Source organism: Actinopolyspora sabaoui, assembly GCF_051225635.1.
Taxonomy (GTDB): Bacteria; Actinomycetota; Actinomycetes; order Mycobacteriales; family Pseudonocardiaceae; genus Actinopolyspora.
The window spans coordinates 400905-417307 of record NZ_JBMIHH010000001.1 but is presented as its reverse complement, the minus strand read 5'-3'; the positions used below and the strand labels follow the sequence as shown (position 1 = coordinate 417307).

At 68.1% G+C, this 16403-nt stretch carries 14 protein-coding genes; 6 read left to right on the top strand and 8 right to left on the bottom strand.

From position 1 onward, the window contains the following. Nucleotides 1-6 precede the first annotated feature (6 nt). The 3 genes from zwf to pgl are packed head-to-tail and all read left to right on the top strand — an operon-like array spanning nt 7 to nt 3265. A complete protein-coding gene (gene zwf, locus ACOQFL_RS01845; RefSeq protein WP_435542317.1) occupies nt 7-1536 on the top strand; it encodes a glucose-6-phosphate dehydrogenase in 1530 nt (509 codons plus the stop codon). After that, complete coding sequence (opcA, locus tag ACOQFL_RS01840; protein ID WP_435542316.1) at nt 1533-2501, top strand: glucose-6-phosphate dehydrogenase assembly protein OpcA; 969 nt, start codon at nt 1533-1535, stop codon at nt 2499-2501. The genes zwf and opcA overlap by 4 nt, the downstream gene beginning before the upstream one ends. Beyond that, entirely contained in the window at nt 2501-3265 is a 765-nt protein-coding gene (pgl, locus tag ACOQFL_RS01835) for a 6-phosphogluconolactonase (RefSeq protein WP_435542315.1), read from the top strand. The genes opcA and pgl overlap by 1 nt, the downstream gene beginning before the upstream one ends. A gap of 171 nt (nt 3266-3436) precedes the next feature. Here the strand turns inward: pgl and rraA are convergent, their stop codons facing one another. The 3 genes from rraA to ACOQFL_RS01820 form a co-directional block, all read right to left on the bottom strand. Then, a complete protein-coding gene (gene rraA, locus ACOQFL_RS01830) occupies nt 3437-3913 on the bottom strand; it encodes a ribonuclease E activity regulator RraA (RefSeq protein ID WP_435542314.1) in 477 nt (158 codons plus the stop codon). A 558-nt stretch (nt 3914-4471) separates the two neighbouring features. Then, nucleotides 4472-5119: a 4'-phosphopantetheinyl transferase family protein gene (locus tag ACOQFL_RS01825; RefSeq protein WP_435542313.1), complete on the bottom strand. Its 648-nt coding sequence runs from the start codon at nt 5117-5119 to the stop codon at nt 4472-4474. After that, nucleotides 5116-5985 (bottom strand): metallophosphoesterase family protein, encoded by an 870-nt coding sequence (locus ACOQFL_RS01820; protein ID WP_435542312.1) that lies wholly within the window; start codon nt 5983-5985, stop codon nt 5116-5118. The genes ACOQFL_RS01825 and ACOQFL_RS01820 overlap by 4 nt, the downstream gene beginning before the upstream one ends. A gap of 205 nt (nt 5986-6190) precedes the next feature. On the opposite strand from ACOQFL_RS01820, the gene hypF reads away from it, so the two are divergent. Further along, nucleotides 6191-8539, top strand: a complete 2349-nt coding sequence (hypF, locus tag ACOQFL_RS01815) for a carbamoyltransferase HypF (RefSeq protein ID WP_435542311.1) — start codon at nt 6191-6193, stop codon at nt 8537-8539. A gap of 93 nt (nt 8540-8632) precedes the next feature. Here hypF and ACOQFL_RS01810 read toward each other — a convergent pair whose 3' ends face one another. The 3 genes from ACOQFL_RS01810 to ACOQFL_RS01800 all read right to left on the bottom strand — a co-directional run bounded on the left by ACOQFL_RS01810 (nt 8633) and on the right by ACOQFL_RS01800 (nt 12368). Then, nucleotides 8633-9259, bottom strand: a complete 627-nt coding sequence (locus ACOQFL_RS01810) for a hypothetical protein (RefSeq protein WP_435542310.1) — start codon at nt 9257-9259, stop codon at nt 8633-8635. A 431-nt stretch (nt 9260-9690) separates the two neighbouring features. After that, the gene (locus ACOQFL_RS01805; RefSeq protein WP_435542309.1) at nt 9691-12084 is read right to left on the bottom strand and encodes a hypothetical protein; all 2394 of its coding nucleotides are present in this window, start codon (nt 12082-12084) and stop codon (nt 9691-9693) included. Further along, nucleotides 12048-12368: a type VII secretion target gene (locus tag ACOQFL_RS01800; RefSeq protein WP_435542308.1), complete on the bottom strand. Its 321-nt coding sequence runs from the start codon at nt 12366-12368 to the stop codon at nt 12048-12050. Before ACOQFL_RS01800 ends, ACOQFL_RS01805 begins: the two co-directional genes overlap by 37 nt. Nucleotides 12369-12702: 334 nt before the next feature. Between ACOQFL_RS01800 and ACOQFL_RS01795 the strand changes: the two genes are divergently transcribed. Both ACOQFL_RS01795 and ACOQFL_RS01790 read left to right on the top strand, forming a co-directional pair. Continuing rightward, entirely contained in the window at nt 12703-13311 is a 609-nt protein-coding gene (locus tag ACOQFL_RS01795) for a hypothetical protein (RefSeq protein ID WP_435542307.1), read from the top strand. A gap of 103 nt (nt 13312-13414) precedes the next feature. Then, entirely contained in the window at nt 13415-13819 is a 405-nt protein-coding gene (locus ACOQFL_RS01790; protein ID WP_435542306.1) for a hypothetical protein, read from the top strand. A 66-nt stretch (nt 13820-13885) separates the two neighbouring features. Here ACOQFL_RS01790 and ACOQFL_RS01785 read toward each other — a convergent pair whose 3' ends face one another. Together ACOQFL_RS01785 and ACOQFL_RS01780 are read right to left on the bottom strand one after the other, a co-directional pair. Then, a complete protein-coding gene (locus ACOQFL_RS01785; RefSeq protein WP_435542305.1) occupies nt 13886-14710 on the bottom strand; it encodes an ESX secretion-associated protein EspG in 825 nt (274 codons plus the stop codon). Nucleotides 14711-14774: 64 nt separating this feature from the next. Next, nucleotides 14775-16292, bottom strand: coding sequence for a PPE domain-containing protein (locus tag ACOQFL_RS01780; protein WP_435542304.1), 1518 nt, complete (start codon nt 16290-16292; stop codon nt 14775-14777). Between the last annotated feature and the right edge of the window lie 111 nt (nt 16293-16403).

Here is a 16403-nt window from a genome sequence, read left to right as displayed (position 1 = left end):
AAACACGTGAGCTCCCCCGAGCACAATCCACTGCGCGATCCGCGTGACAAGCGGTTGCCGCGCATCGCGGGCCCGGCAGGCCTGACGATCTTCGGCGTCACCGGGGATCTGTCCCGCAAGAAGCTGATGCCCGCCATCTACGACCTGGCCAACCGGGGGCTGTTGCCGCCGGGATTCGCCCTGACGGGAGTGGCCAGACGTGACTGGGAGAACCAGGACTTCGGCGAGGTGGTCTACGAGGCGGTCAAGGAGAACGCGCGCACCCCGTTCCACCAGGCCGTCTGGGATCGACTGGCCGAGGGGATCCGATTCGTCCCCGGCAGTTTCGACGACCCGAACACCTTCGACCGGCTGACCAGGACGGTCAAACAGCTCGACGCGGAGCGCGGCACCGGCGGTAACCACGCGTTCTACCTCTCGGTACCGCCCTCGATGTTCCCGACGGTGCTGACCCACCTGTCCAACTCGGGCCTGGCCGAGCAGACCGAGGACCAGTGGCGACGGGTGGTCATCGAGAAGCCCTTCGGGCACGACCTGGAGAGCGCCAAGGAGCTCAACAGGATCGTCAACGAGGTCTTCCCCGAGGACTCGGTGTTTCGCATCGACCACTACCTCGGCAAGGAGACGGTGCAGAACATCCTGGCGCTGCGGTTCGCCAACCAGCTGTTCGAACCGTTGTGGAACGCCCACTACGTCGACCACGTACAGATCACCATGTCCGAGGACATCGGGCTCGGCGGTCGTGCGGGCTACTACGACGGCATCGGCGCGGCCCGCGACGTGATCCAGAACCACCTGCTGCAGCTGCTGGCGCTGACGGCGATGGAGGAACCGCTGTCCTTCGCGCCGGGCGACCTGCGCGCCGAGAAGAGCAAGGTGCTCTCGGCGACCAAACCGGTCGGTCCGTTCGCCGACACCACCGCACGGGGGCAGTACACCGGCGGGTGGCAGGGCGGCCAGCAGGTTCCCGGCCTGCACGAGGAGGGCGGTTTCGCCTCGGACTCCAAGACGGAGACCTTCGCGGCGATCACGTTGGAGATCGAGAACCGCCGCTGGGCCGGTGTGCCGTTCTACCTGCGCACGGGCAAACGTCTGGGCAGGCGGGTCACCGAGATCGCCGTGGTGTTCAAGCGTGCGCCGCACCAGCCCTTCGACGACACCATGACCGAGGAGCTCGGCCAGAACGCCCTGGTCATCCGGGTACAGCCGGACGAGGGCATCACGATGCGGTTCGGCGCGAAGGTTCCCGGTACCTCGATGGAGGTGCGGGACGTGACGATGGACTTCGGCTACGGCCACGCCTTCACCGAGTCCTCCCCCGAGGCCTACGAACGGCTGTTGCTGGACGTGCTGCTCGGCGAACCGTCACTGTTCCCGGTGAACGAGGAAGTGGAGAAGTCCTGGCAGATCCTGGATCCAATCCTGGACTACTGGGCCGAGAACGGATATCCGGAGAAGTACAAGGCAGGAAGCTGGGGGCCACCGTCGGCGGAGTCGATGCTGGCCCGCACTGGACGCGTATGGAGGCGGCCGTGATCGTCGATCTGCCCTCCACCACCACTTCGCAGGTCAACAAGAAAATGGTCGAGCTGCGCGAGTCCGGTGGTGCCGTCGCACTCGGCAGAGTGCTGACGCTGGTAATCGTCACCGGGGACGGGACCGAAACCGAAGAGGCGATCCAGGCGGCCAACGAGGCCAGCCGGGAACACCCGGCGCGGGTGATCGTGGTCGCCAAGGGTGCCAGGCAGGCCGCTGCCCGGCTGGACGCCCAGATCCGCATCGGCGGTGACGCCGGGGCCTCGGAAGTGGTGGTGCTGCGGTTGTACGGTCCGCTCGCCGAGGAGGGGGCGGGATCGGTCGTGCCGCTGCTGCTGCCGGACGCCCCGGTAGTGGTGTGGTGGCCCAACGACGCTCCCGAGTTCCCGGCCCAGGACCCGATCGGGGAGCTGGCGCACCGGCGGATCACCGACGCCGCCGCGGAACCGGACCCGATCGAGGCGCTGCGCACCAGGGTCCGTTCCTACGTGGACGGCGACACCGACCTGGCCTGGACCCGGCTCACTTCGTGGCGTGCCCTGCTGGCCGCCTCGCTGGACCTGCCGCCGTTCGAGCCGATCGAGGGAGCCGTGGTCAGCGGCGAGTCCGACTCGCCCTCCACGGATCTGCTGGCGGGCTGGCTGGCGGCCAGCCTCGGCATCCCGGTGCGCCGGGAGGTCCACCGGGGTCCCGGCATCGTCTCGGCGGTGCTGGAACGCTCGAGCGGGAACGTGGAGGTGGTTCGACCCGACGGCAAGGTCGGCTACCTCACCCAACCCGGCCAGCAGGACCGCAGGGTGACGCTGAACCGCAGGGCGGTACGCGACTGCCTGGCCGAGGAACTGCGCAGACTCGGACCGGACGAGATCTACGAGAACACGTTACGCGGACTCTCGGACGTGGTGCGGGGCGAGAGCTCCGAGAACGAGGAACAGGCGGAACCGGTCTCGGCGGGACAACAGTGATGAGCGACAACGAGATGATCGTGCACCCGGACGCGGATGTGCTCGCGGAGGCGACGGCCGCCAGGCTGCTCACCAGCATCGTGGACGCCCAGGTGGCCCGCGGTGTCGCCTCGGTGGTGCTGACCGGCGGGCGCACCGGCATCGGCGTGCTGGAACGGGTGCGGAACTCGACCGCCCGCTCGGCCGTGGACTGGTCGGCGGTGAACCTGTTCTGGGGCGACGAGCGGTTCCTGCCCGAGGGTGACGGCGAGCGCAACGAGACCCAGGCGCGCGAGGCACTGCTGGATCACGTGCCACTCGACCCGCGGCGCGTGCACCCGATGGCCTCCTCCGACGGCCGCTTCGGCGCGGACGCCGAATCGGCGGCGAACCACTACGCCGAGATGCTGCGCACCCTGGCGGGCACGGAGTCGGAGACCGGGGTCCCCCGGTTCGACGTGCTGCTGCTGGGCGTCGGCGAGGAGGGGCACACCGCCTCGCTCTTCCCCGACACGCCCTACGTACGTGAACGCGAGCGCACCGCGGTGGCGGTTCGGGACTGCCCGAAACCACCACCGACACGGATCTCGCTGACCCTGCCCGCGATCGAGTCGGCCTCCGAGGTGTGGCTGATGACCACGGGGGCGGGCAAGGCCGAGGCGGTGTCTCGGGCACTGACCGGGGCCGATCCGGTCGACATCCCCGCCGCGGGTGCCCGAGGACGGGATCGCACGCTGTGGCTGCTGGACCGCGAAGCGGCCCAGGACTCCCCGCTCGGCGACTGAGAACGCGTGCCGAGCGCTCGCCCCGCGCGAACTCGCTCGTAGCCTTCCGAGCACGCCTCGCCGCCCCGGTACCGCCGGGGCGGCGCCCGGCGAGAACCGACCGAGCATCCTCGACGATCGAACCGGGACCCCCCGGTCAGTCCGATCAATCCAGCCAGCCAGTCCAGCCGCTCAGCCCAAGGGGGTCCGGCTGACCACCACCCCGTCGTGATCGCTGAGCAGGTACTCGCCGGGCACGAAGTCGATCCCACCGAACTCGACGACCACATCGGACTCACCGGCGCCCGACTTGGAGCTCTTGCGCGGATTGGTGCCCAACGCCTTGACACCGAACTCCATCCCGTCGATCACAGCGGAGTCCCGGATCGCGCCGTTGACGACGAGCCCGTTCCAGCCGTTGGAGCGCCCCAGCTCGGCGATCAGATCACCGACCAGCGCGGTGTGCACCGAACCGGCCCCGTCGATCACCAGTACCGCGCCCTCGCCGGGCTCCGAGAGAATGCTCTTGAGCAGCGCGTTGTCCTGGAAACACCGCACCGTGCGGATCGGTCCGGAAAACACCTCGCGGTTGCCGAAGCTCCGCAGCTGCAGGTCGCAGCTGCGGACCTCGGCGCCGTCGCGGTCGGCCAGATCAGCGGTAGTGGTCATTTCCACTCCTTTCATAGGGAAATTTGTGGGAGACTTGCCCGGATGCTCGGGTAGCCGGCACGTGAGTCGGCGCCTTGCGGCGTTGGGCCGGCTCTTGAGTAGCGACCTACGCGGCGAGCGGCCCGGCCTCGCAATGCATCCGACTCACGCACCGGGGCCACTCGGCCCGGTTTCTTCGAGTGCTGAACCAACGCTTCATCCGAACGAACTCCTGAGAATGCGTGGCGAACCGAGTCGCACCCGGCGGAACCTCTCGCACGGCTCTCGCTGCGGGGAGACCCGACATCGAGTAGCGACCTACGCCCCGTCGGGCCTTCCTCGCGAGAGCCGCACGGGAGCACCCGCGGTCGGTACTGCTGCGAGAGTGGCCGGGGTTCGACTTGCGTCGAAGCGGAGTGTCAATTTCGCGAGAAATTGACGCCCCGGTGGGGCGGTGTGGCTGGGGCGGCGGCGATTTCGCGGGAAATTGACGCCGACTGCGGGGGCGGCCGGGGCTCGGCCCGTGGGGCAACGCACGGCGGAAAAGCAACCGAGCGAACTCCGCGGAACGGCATCGGATCAGTCGGGAAAGACGGTCACGGCGGCGATCACCAGGCCCGCTTCGAAGCGGAACCGGCCGGAGAAGCCGGTGAGTCCGCCCGCCGAGCTCGGTGCGGGAGCTTCGACCAGCTCGGCGTGGAACTCGCCCGAGGGATCGATCCGCACGAAGGCGTCCTCGAAGCCGAGCCAGCGGCCGGTCAACGGGAACCACGCCTTGTAGACGCTCTCCTTCGCGCTGAACAGCAGTCGGTCCCAGTTGGCTCCGGCGGGCAACCCGGCCAGCAGCTCGCGTTCCCGTTCCAGGGTGACCTGCCGCAGCACGCCCTCGGGCAGCGCGTCGTCGATCTCCGCGTCGATGCCCAACGAGCACACCACCGAGGCCGGTGCCACGGCCGCCGCGCAATAACCCTGGCAGTGCGTGATGCTGCCGACCACGCCGTGCGGCCAGATCGGCTCACGCCGCTCCCCGCTGTGCACCGCGAAGCCGGGATGGCCGAGCTCGTCGAGCGCGCGCCGGGCGCAGCTCCGGGCGAGGGTGAACTCGCGCTTGCGCTTTTCCACCGCCCTGGCGACGTACTGCTCCTCCGCCGGCAACAGCCGCGCTTGCGGGTCGTCGCCGAAGACCTCGGATGAAACCGCCGCTTCCGGCAGGATTCGCTCGATCACCGGTGGGCCCTCAGCAGTTCCTCGAAGGTCCGCTCCGGCGCGGCGGGCAGGATGCTGTGCAGCGGATCGCCCGGACCACCACGTCTGCGCCACTCCCGGGGATAGCCGAGCGAGACCTCCTCGAAGGGCACACCGTCGATGCGGTCGGTCACCGGGATGTGCAGGTGACCGTGTACCTCGGCCACGGCCCGGAACCGCAGGTGCCAGTCGGCGGTGAGCTCGGTGCCGCACCAGATGCCGAACTGGGGGTAGTACAACCGCCTGGTCGGATCGCGGTGCAGTGGCCAGTGGGAGATCAGCACCGTGGGCAGGTGCTCCGGGATGGCCTCCAGTCTCGGCAGGGTCTGCCTCACCCGCTCGTGGCACCACTCGGTGCGCGACTCGTACGGATCGGGGTGCAGCATCACCTCGTCGGTGCAGACCACGTGGGTGTCGTAGGCGTGTGCCAGCGCCTGCTCGGCGTCGAATTCGGGCGCCCGGAAGCTGTAGTCGTAGAGCACGAACAGCGGGGCCACCACCACCGAGCGCTGCTCGTCACGCCACACGGGGTAGGGGTCCTCCGGCGTGGTGACGTCGAGCTCCCGGCACATCCGCACCAGATGGTCGTATCGCTCCACTCCCCTGGCAGGCACGTCGTCCCCGGGTGGAGTCCACAGCTCGTGATTGCCCGGTACCCAGATCACTCGGGAGAACCGTTCCCGCAGCTTGCCCAGCGCCCAGCCGATCGTTTCGGTCGTCTCGGCGACATCGCCCGCCACGATCAACCAGTCCTCATCGGTGTGAGGCCGAATCTCATCCAGTACCGGGCGATTGTCGCGGTGCGATACGTGCAGATCGCTGGTCGCGAGTAACGACGGCGCCACCATGCGCCAGACCCTACCGGCCGGTCACCCCACTGGGGAGGAGATGTGTCACACATCCGGAGAAAGCAGGACCGCGCGAACCCGGTTCCCACGGATGGCCCCACCCCGGTCCGCCGCACGACACGGCGGCGGACCGGTCGCCGAACGGGTCCGGACACGCGGGATCGTTCGAGTAGCCGCGCGCCCGGCGGACGCGCAGACTGAGCGAGTGGACGATCGAGTTCGCGAGCACATCCGGGTAGCGGGTGTGGTGCAGGGTGTCGGTTTTCGTCCCTTCGTGTACACATTGGCCCGCGACCTGGGACTGACCGGCCTCGTGGGAAACGACGTGCACGGGGTGTTCGTGTTCGCCGAGGGGCACTCTTCACTGCTGAGCCGGTTCCGCAGGGCACTGGCGGAGCAGGCACCGCCGCTGGCGGTGGTGGACGAGGTCACCGCGACCGCGGTCGAGCCCCGTGGCGACGAGACGTTCGAGATCGCGCTCAGCGAGTCCTCGGGGCCACGGGCCACCCTCGTCTCGGCCGACAGCGCGACCTGTGTGGACTGTCTGGCCGAGCTGGGCGACCCGGGCGACCGCCGCTACCGCTACCCGTTCCTGAACTGCACGAACTGTGGTCCCAGGTTCACCATCGTGACCGACGTTCCCTACGACAGGCCGCTGACCACGATGGCCCCGTTCGAGATGTGCGCCGACTGCGAGGCCGAGTACCACGACCCGACCGATCGGCGGTTCCACGCGCAGCCGGTGTGCTGTCCGGCCTGCGGCCCCGAACTCCGGTTGACCGACTCGGCCGGAAGTGTGCTGCCCGGCGATCCGCTGGAACGAACCGTGGCGGCGCTGCGCGACGGCGGGATCGTGGCGCTCAAAGGTCTGGGGGGCTACCACCTCGCGGTGGACGCGGCGAACCCCGACGCGGCGGCGACGCTGCGCAAACGCAAACACCGCGAGGAGAAGCCCTTCGCCGTGATGGCCCCGGACCTGGCGGGAGCACGCGCGCTGTGCGAGGTCGACGAGCACGAGCGGGAGTTGCTGGAATCACGGCGCAGACCGATCGTGCTGCTCGACAGGCATCCGGATGCCGCCGTGGCCGAGGCGGTGGCACCGGGCAACCGGCAGCTGGGGGTCATGCTGCCCTACACCCCGCTGCACCACCTGTTGCTGGCGGCCACGGGGCCGCTCGTGCTGACCAGTGCGAACCTCTCCGACGAGCCGATCGCCTACCGCGACGCGACGGCGCGGGAGCGGCTGGCCGAGATCGCGGACGTGTTCCTCGGCCACGAGCGCGGGATCCACATGCGCACCGATGACTCGGTGGTGCGTTCCTTCGAGGGGCGAGAGCTGTCGGTGCGACGCTCCCGTGGCCGGGTGCCGGAGCCGGTGCGGCTGCGGCGGGAACTCCCACGCCCGGTGCTGGCCTGTGGTGCCGAACTGAAGAACACGTTCTGCGTGGCCAAGGGGGCGAACGCCTTCGTCTCGCATCACATCGGTGACCTGGAGAACTACGAGACGCTGCGCTCGTTCACCGAGGGGATCGAGCACTTCGAGCGGCTGTTCGACATCGCCCCGGAAGTGGTGGCCCACGACCTGCACCCGGAGTACCTGTCCACCAAGTACGCCGTGGAACGGGAGGACGTGGAGCTGGTGGGGGTGCAGCACCACCACGCGCACATCGCCTCGTGTCTGGTCGACAACGGCGAGCGCGGGCCGGTGTTGGGGGTGGCCTTCGACGGGCTCGGATTCGGCACCGACGGGACGATCTGGGGTGGGGAGTTCCTGCTCGCCGATCTGGCGGACTTCCGGCGACTGGCGCATCTGGAACAGGTGGCTATGCCGGGTGGGGACCGAGCGGTGAAACAACCGTGGCGGATGGCGGTGTCACAGCTGCTGTCGTGCTACGGAACCGAAGCACCCGGCGATCTGGGGGTGCTGCGCCGCAACGAATCACAGTTGTCGGCCATCGCCCGGATGTGCGAGGGCGGGGTGAACGCGCCGCCCACCTCCAGCGCCGGTCGACTGTTCGACGCGGTGGCCGCGATCCTGGGCGTCCGGGACGCGGTCAGCTACGAGGGCCAGGCCGCCATCGAGCTGGAACAGCTCGCGGACCGGGAGGAACGTGGCCACTATGCTGTGGCGCTGCCGGATTCGGGGACGCTGCCGGACTCTGTGACGCTGCCTGATTCGGGGGCGAGCGAGGTCGGGAATCCGCCGCTGTCGGTGCCCGCCGGTCAGCTGGTCCGGGCGGTGGTCGACGAGCTACGCGGCGGGCAACGGTACGAGGTGATCGCCGCCAGGTTCCACAACGGGGTCGCCGAGCTGATCGCTCGGTTGTGCGAACGTCTGCGGGACACGACCGGTGTCGACGAGGTGGCGCTCTCCGGCGGGGTCTTCCAGAACACGCTGCTGCTGCGGCGGACCGTGGACGCGCTGCGGCGAAGTGGTTTCCGGGTGCTGCTGCACTCCAATGTGCCCACCAACGACGGCGGCATCTGTCTCGGCCAGGTGGCGATCGCGGGGGAACGCGACCGCCGAGGAGGAAACTCCCCGGAGCGGGAGTAGCGACTCTCCGGTCGGGACCTCGCGGACTCCCGAGCCGGGAGTCAGCGAGCGGAGTCACGCCGCCGCGACGAACATGGCCGGGGCCCGCTCGCGTCACTCCGGCAGCGGGCACCCGGCCCGCTCGGCGGCGGCGCGGGCGAAGTGGTCCAAAAGGCCACTGTCGGACGGCTGATCGGCAGGATCCTTGTCCCAGTGCGCCGGGTCGTCCTCGCTGGGAGTATAGAGCCGGAACGAGACCGGCTCGCCGTGGCACATCACGTCGTACTCCGGCAACGAGTACTTCTCCGACTCGTGCCGCGCCTTCGCGAGCGGACCCTCGTACATCACGAAAGCCGACCTCGGCCTGCCGGGCACATCGCCGTCCGTGGAATCAAGGCTTCCGGTCCGAATGTCACAGGTACTGATCAACCCACTGGGCTGCGGCGTCCCCATCGCCCATTCCTCACCCCGCTCCCGCTCGTAATCGGGCAACGACGACCGTTCCACGAACGAACACGCCGTCCCCCGGAACGGGTCCTCTGACTGGCTGGCGGCCTCCCGCCCGACCTCGGGGATCTCCGGCAACTCACTCGGCAACGGCAATGCGTTCGCCGACTCCGCACACCCGAACCGCGCACGCGCCTTGTTGGTCATATCCACCAACAACCGCGCCATCGCCAACCGCGCATCAGGGTTGTCCAGCTCGGTCGAATCGATACTGATCGAATTTTTCAGAGTCACCTTTTCCGAGCCCATAGTGCACGACACGTACAGCCTTCCGTAGTCATGCACCACAAACCCCGGAAGATCGGAAATCGGCACCGACAACGGAGGAGGCGGCCTGTAACCGCTGGCCATGTAACCACTCTCCGCTGGATAGTTTCCGATTCCGAGCTCACCCGCTCCTATTTGGTTGCAGTCGACCGAAGGGCGGCCCTCGTCTATTTCAATGCTTGATCCTTCGGCTCTCGGATCACCAAGCCCCGCAGCCTGAATCAGAGCAACCATCAGCCTCGAACTCGTCACGCCTCCGCACGATAAGTACTCCGGCGGTGACCGCACCCAATCCGGAATATTTTTGCCTTTGTCATCAACCCCCGAGCAACCAGTCAGCATCAGCAGGAAAGCCAAACAACCGACCACAGAACTATTCGAAAGAATTCGCATGCCCTTCATTCGGTCTCACTCGCCGACACAGGTTGATGACCGGCAGCATCGGAGTATACAGCGGCGCCGTTCTGGTAAGTATTCTGCACGACTTGCTGATCGAACCCATAAGGATCGCGTTCGCTTATCCAGTCTTTCATGCTGCGCGGCATATTTCCATCGGAATCGACGAGTCTGTTCGGGTTTTCGAGTTCCTCGGATCCCGGGGAAATCGGCGGCGGGTAGACATCCTCCTGCCACATCCGGTTCTCCCACAACACCTGATTCAGCAGATTACTCGCATCGCTGGGGCCGTCTTCTTTGATGGCGGCGGTATCCCGGGTCACGACATTGGAGCTGTCCTGCTTGAGCTGCTCGGCGATCTGGTTGACGGCCTCACCGCCCACCGCACCACCGATCCCACCCGCGGCCCCGCCGACGGCACCACCAGCCCCGGTAAGAGCCCAGGAAGCCAGCGTGCCACCCGCGTCGATCATCGCGTTGTGGTCGGCATCGTCGTCGTCCTTGGCCTGGTCCACCGCGTAGGTACGCGCCTCGTCCAGCGCGCCGAACACCGATGCCGACCCCTTCGCCACCGTTGCCATGTGGTCCCGCCGATCACTCATCGACCGACCCTCGTCGCCCGCGATCTCGTCGAGCCGCTGCCCGGTGTGCACCATGTTGGCGTCGCGCAGCTGCGCGTAGGCCTCGGAATCGTAGGCCGCCGACCCCATCACCTTGTACACCTCGCCCTGGCTGAACCGGGGACTCATCTCCCCGCTCGTGCCCTTCGCCCACTTCGGGTCTTCCCCGTCCAGGCCCAGCGAACCACTGCTGTTCGGGGACACGGCCCCGGAGTCGTGCACCGCGTCCATGTTGTGCGCGAGCATGCGGCCGACGCTGTCGCGCATCGAGCCCGGCACCGTCCCCTCGCCGGGGTTCTCCATCGACTGCTCGGTGTTGGCCAACTCGTGCACCACCCCCGACATCACGCGGGCCCCTTCCGCAGTGCCCTGCTGCTCACCGAGGGTCGCCGACTCCAATGCCTTGCCGAGCACGTCGTGCCCCAGCCCCTTCTCCCGTTCGTTTGGCGTGTAGTCGCTGCCAGGTCCCGGGGCGTGATCGTAGGTATCGACAGGCCAGTCCCGCTCGAACAGATATCCCATGTGGCCGGTTTCCCGCGCCGGGTCGAAGAAGGAACCGGCGGCGTCGGGACTGTGCTCCATCGCCGTCATCAACCCCACGAGCGGGTCACCACCTCGGCCGCGATCGTCGACGTGGTTGAGGTCGCTGCTCTGGAGCCGGTCGAAGGTGTCCTTCTTGTCGGACTCGATCATCGCGTCCCCGACCGGGTTCAGGAAGTCCGCGGCGTACTCGCCGCTGTGCAGCAGCATCCCCAGCGCGCGGTAGCCGGTGTCCTCGTGATCTCCGAGGCCGAGAAAACCGGTGTCCCAGTTCTCCGCGGCCCGCACGAGCCGCTTGCCGTAGGTCTCGGCCCGGTTCTCGAGCTTGTCGTCCGCCCCGTCACCGTGCAGGTCCTCACCGAGATACCGCCTGCCGCTCTCGCTCGTCCCGGCCGCCAGCGTTTCGCCGAGGTGCTGCTGCAGCTCGCCGATCAGCTCGGAGCGGTTCGGACCGGATTCCCCGTGGTGACCGTCCCAGTGGGTCATCCCCATGTCCTGCAGGTGCTCGGTCATTTTGAGCAGCTGTTTCGGCCGCACCCGCTCCAGGAACTCGCCCGCGAACGCGGGGTCCTGCCCGTTTTCCCGCAGCAGGCGTGCGAGCCGCTCGCCTTCGGCGAAGTCCAGTTCTCCCGGCGGCTGCGAGGCCAGTTTGGCCGCCTGTTTGGCTGCCTTCTCCTGTTCGGCACGCTCCTCGCGCAGCACCTCGTCGAGATAGCCGAGCGAGTCGTCGGCTTCGCCGAGCGCGCGGGCCGCGTCCTGATCGGCCTGTTCCGCTCTGGAGAGCAACCCTTCGATCTCGGCGGCGTAGGACTCGTAGCGGGTCTGTTGGTCCTCGGGGTACTCGATCCGACCGTCGCGGTAAATCGTCCAGTGCTCGCCCTCGTTGATCTCGTCGGACAGCCGCTCCAGGCGCGCCCGGCAGGTCTCGATCTCGGATGACGCCTGTTCCAGCGTCCCGGAAACGGACTCGATCCTGTCGAGGTACTCGCGCATCTTGTCGCGGATGCGCTCGGCGTGGGCGGTGGCCGCGTTCTTGGCCTCGCCGTGCCAGGCCTCCTCGTTGTCGAGCGGGTCCCGCACCTCCGCGTCGAAGTCACCGAGAACCTTGTCGTACTTCTCGGCCAGCGATCTCCACGCCTCGGCGGCTCGGGTGATCGCCGAAGGCTCGGCTTCCGTCAGCTGCCGGTAGTCCACGGCGCTCAGACCCCCACCCCTCGGAGCTTCGCGACCGCCCACTCGTCGGTCTCCTCGTAGTTCCGGGCCGTGGCCATCAGCCTGTCCCCCATGTCGTCGAGCCAGCGGCCGAAGCCCTCGACGTTGTGCTCGCAGCTGGACTGCAGCCGTTCCAGCGCTGCCGAGAACGCCCAGTCACCGTGCGTCCGAACGGCCGCGGCGGACTCCTCGGCCGTGGCTCGCTTCAGTTCGAGCAACCTCTCCCCCAGATCAGCGGATCTCCCGCCGATCTTGGTCAGCTCCTCGGGATGAACGGCGTAACGACCACCATCGGCGGAACTCCCCATCTCGCGTCCCCCAGGAAAACGACACAGCGCTGTTGCGGATCGATAAGTTACCGAGGTGCCGCGAGATCGTCACTCCGAAGTGAGCGATCGCATACGGCGCGCGACGGAGCGGTCGAACGATGGCCGGCGGCCGCTGGGATCCGTGGCGGACCGGCGAGGTCCGTCGGGGGTCGAACGTAAGACCCCGGCGTGTCGCTGCCCCGGAAGTGACTGGTCACGGCCTCGATTCCCGCGATCCGGTAGCATTCGACTGTTCGGTGCCGGTCGTCCGAGAGAGTGAGCAGTGCCAGCCACAGTCGCGGAACGCGAGGAAACGCATTCCGATCGTTCGCTCGTGAAATCGACGGGTGTCCAGTTGGGAATCGTGGTGTCGGGAATGTTCTCCGGCGGGTTGGCCGCGATTTCCTACTACGCGCCCGGGCTGGAATGGCTGGCACACGGTTTCCTGATCTGGATCGTGCTGGGAGTGACGACCACGGCGGGGCACACGCTGCGTACGGCGGTCCGTCGGGCATCGACAGCGCTGCTGAGTGGTGTGCTGGTGTTCTATCTCGGCAAGCAGTGGGTGCACGTGCTGCAGTACACCGGGGCGGAGTACTCGCTCGACCCGGTACGAATGACCGCCTGGTTGGCTGTGGCGGTGCTGGCGGGTATCACCTGCGGGACGGTGTTCCGACACATCGGACGGGAGGGCTGGTCGGCGGCGATCGCCACGACCACCGCCATCGGGCTGTTGTCCGGTGACGCCGCCCGGGAGCTCTACCCCACGCTCAGCGCCGACCCCGTGTTCCTGGTGTGCACCCTGCTGGTCGTACTGGTGATCCTGTTGCTTGCGGTGGTGTCGAAGCGGCAGTTCGGCAGGATCGTGCTGATGGCGTTGCCGTGCGCCGGTTTCGGAGTGGCCCTGCTGCTGGCCGCGGAGCTGCTCGAGCGCCTCACCTGATAGTGAGGTTTTGTTGTGCGAATCGTGCTCCGGCCGGGGTTCGGAACAAGCCGCCGGGCCACCACGACCGCTGCACAGCTGTATTCCGTGGCACGATCGGGGAATGGACGAGGCAGCCGGTCGGGACGAGCAGGACGACATCGAATCCTCCGGACCCTTGGGGGCCGGGGCCGGGGCCGGGAAGGACCGAAACGCCGGTTACAGCGACTACGGTGAGCTGCTGCGCAGCCATTCGGCGGGTTGGCGGCTGCTGGCCGACAGGATGCACCCGGACCAGCAGCCCGCGCTGGAGAGGCTGGACGAGATCGGCATGGACAGCGCCCTGTTGCGGAATGCTCTCGACGGGTTCCGGCAGCAGGCGCTGCTGATACACAGCGCCGTCTCCGCCCAGGCACGTGCCTACGAGGAGATGATCGAGGCGGGTGGCCCGGACGATCCCGAGGCCTACGAGAACTACTGTCGAACGATCGAGTTCCTCCACGAGCTGCTACCGGGTGGCAAGCACTGAACGAACCCGAGCACCACGCTCCGGTGGCCGTGGCTCCCATTGGAAAGCTCCGACGGGTCGACCGGGTCACCGGATCTCGGCCACCAGCTCCTCGATCTTGCCGCCGAGTGCGCGCGCGTCCACCGGGGTGAGTGCGTAGACTCGCTCTCCGGTGTTTCCTCGCTCGTTGTGGTCGAGGTAGCGCCCGTCGGGTTCGACGTTGTCGAACCAGCGCACCACCCGGGAGCGGGTGACGCGCCCGTTGCGGTCCCGGACATTGGCGGCCAACTGGCCCGCCCGGAGGTGTTCGGCCGCACCGAGTGCTCTGTAGAGCGCCAACTGCCGCTCGCCGCTGCCCCCGCCGGAGGAACCCGCGGCGGGACGCAGCAAACCGTGCGTCTCGGAGTCCGCTTCGGATTCCTGCCCGGGAAAGGAACTCTCGGGGACTCGCACCGGTCCCTGGTTACCCGGCGGTGCCGGGGGCAGCGTGGGCAGCAGCGCCTGGGACAGGCTCACCCGGTCGTGGAGTTCTACGGTGAGCGGGCCACCGTAACGTTCGGTCTCCCCCGGCGGTTGCACGCCGAGCACCACCTGGTTGCCCGCGGTCACGGCGGCGACCGTGCGCCACATCGGGTACTCGCCGAACCTCGGCAACCACATCGAATCGACCCACAGGTAGGGCTTCGCCAGCACGGTCAACGCGTGCGCGAGTCCGGGCTCCACCTCGTCGTCGACGATCAGCCCTTCGGAGCGCATGGTTTCGTACTCGCGCTTGCCCACCTCGGCGAACTGCTGCCGAGTGTGGGTGAAGGGTTCCACTTCCAGCGGAAGCGTCAGATCGTCCAGTCCGAGATAGCTGTGCAGGAAGTACAGGTGCAGCGGATGCAACTGCCAACGGCCGGAGACGGCCACGGTGTTCCTCTCGTGCCGGGGTGCGCCCGAGACTCTTCAGGGTGGGGGCGCACCGTCGCTGTTGTCACTCGATGACCGGTGGAGCGGTTCTGGGCATGTCGTTGAACCACACGTCCTCCCACTCCTCCAGCCAGCTGGGACGCTCGTGCTCCTGGTCCTCGTCGCTGCCCTGACCGCGCCCGCCGGGGGCGCCCGCCATCGGCGCGCGTCCGCCTCCGGCACGCCCCGAGGTGGCGCCGGTAGCCGCCGTGCCGGAACTCGAGGAGCCACCCCGGACCGGGGCGCTGCCCGAACGACCACCCGAGCCCGGCGTGGTGCCGCCACGGCCCGACGTGGCGGGCGTTCCGCCACCCGCTCCCCCACCGACGTAACCGCCTACACCGCCGACACCTCCGACGCCGCCCGCGCCGCGCCCGGCGGCACCGCCACCCGCCCCGGTGCCGCCCGCACTTCCCGGGCCGCCCGGAGGGGCGGAGCCACCGGGACCGGAGGTCCACGCCGACTCGCTGCCCGCGGAGCCGCTGGAGTAGTCACCGGAGCCGGGAGGCTGACCTGTACCGAAACCGCCGCCACCGGACTGGCCCGGCAGTGAACCACCGTTGCCGGCCCCACCGCCGTTGCCGAAGCCACCGGAACCGGTTCCGCCGGAACCACTGCCACCCGCGCCGCCGGAGTAACCACCGGGCACGTTGCCCTGACCGGTTCGCCCCGGTGGCACGGCGGGCGGCACCGCCGGCGGTTCGTTCCCGGAGGGGGTTGAAGGCGGGGTAGCCGGTTCGCCGTTCAGCTGCCGGTAGGCGGGAACGGTGGAGTCCACGTCCTGATAGGTCGCGCTCAGCACCCGGTTCATCGTTTCCTGGGCGTGGCGTTCCTCCTGCTGCCGTTCCTGCTGCTGACGCTTCGCGTCCTGCGCAGCGCCGCCGGGTCCACCCGCGATACTCGTGATACTCGCGACCATGGACCGGCTCACGTTGTAGTCGCGCGGCGGCGGCACCATCTCCTTGACCTGGCCCGCCGCGGTACCCGCCTGCGCGATCTTGTTGCCGGTCATCCGGAAGCAGTCGCCGCTGCCACTGGCCCAGGTGGCCAGTGGTTGCGCGGACTGCTTGGCCGCCTCGGCTGCCTGCCCGGACCAGCCACTGTTGATGGCCTTTGCGGAGTCATTGTGCAGCCTTCCGGCGAGCTCGCTCAGTTTGCCGCCGATATCGCGCCAGGCATCGCCCACGGCCTTCGCGTCGGAATGGCTCAACGATTCCTGGTTGGTGTCGTAGATCTTCTTGTGGTCGTAGGACTGCCAGTTCTCGTGCTGTTTGATGGACGGCGGGTCGTATCCGGCGGGGACGTCCAACTTCCGGTTGCGCTCTTCGAGTTCCTGCCGCTGCTGCTCACCCTGCTGCTCGGCGGCCTCGGCCTGTTCCTGCTGCTGGTTCTCGGCACGCGTGTCGTACCCGAACAGCTTGCCGACGTCGTCGCGCAGCGTTCCCGGGATGTCACTGATGGCCCCGGGAAGGTCCTTCACCACGCCGCCGATGGCCTCGTCCACCGGGCCCATCTTCTCGTCCAACCAGGCTCCGATACCCATGACAGCGCCCCCTTACGCCGGTTCCGGAACGTTCGGCTCTACCTTCTTCGCGATCTCCAACGCCCTGGCGCACTCGTCGATGTCGTCGGGGAGACGGATTTCACGAATCTG

Coding starts and splice junctions, on each gene's coding strand:
- pgl (WP_435542315.1), top strand. CDS start 2,501: ATGAGCGACAACGAGATGATCGTGCACCCGGACGCGGATGTGCTCGCG.
- rraA (WP_435542314.1), bottom strand. CDS start 3,913: ATGACCACTACCGCTGATCTGGCCGACCGCGACGGCGCCGAGGTCCGC.
- ACOQFL_RS01820 (WP_435542312.1), bottom strand. CDS start 5,985: ATGGTGGCGCCGTCGTTACTCGCGACCAGCGATCTGCACGTATCGCAC.
- ACOQFL_RS01800 (WP_435542308.1), bottom strand. CDS start 12,368: ATGGGGAGTTCCGCCGATGGTGGTCGTTACGCCGTTCATCCCGAGGAG.
- ACOQFL_RS01790 (WP_435542306.1), top strand. CDS start 13,415: ATGGACGAGGCAGCCGGTCGGGACGAGCAGGACGACATCGAATCCTCC.
- ACOQFL_RS01780 (WP_435542304.1), bottom strand. CDS start 16,292: ATGGGTATCGGAGCCTGGTTGGACGAGAAGATGGGCCCGGTGGACGAG.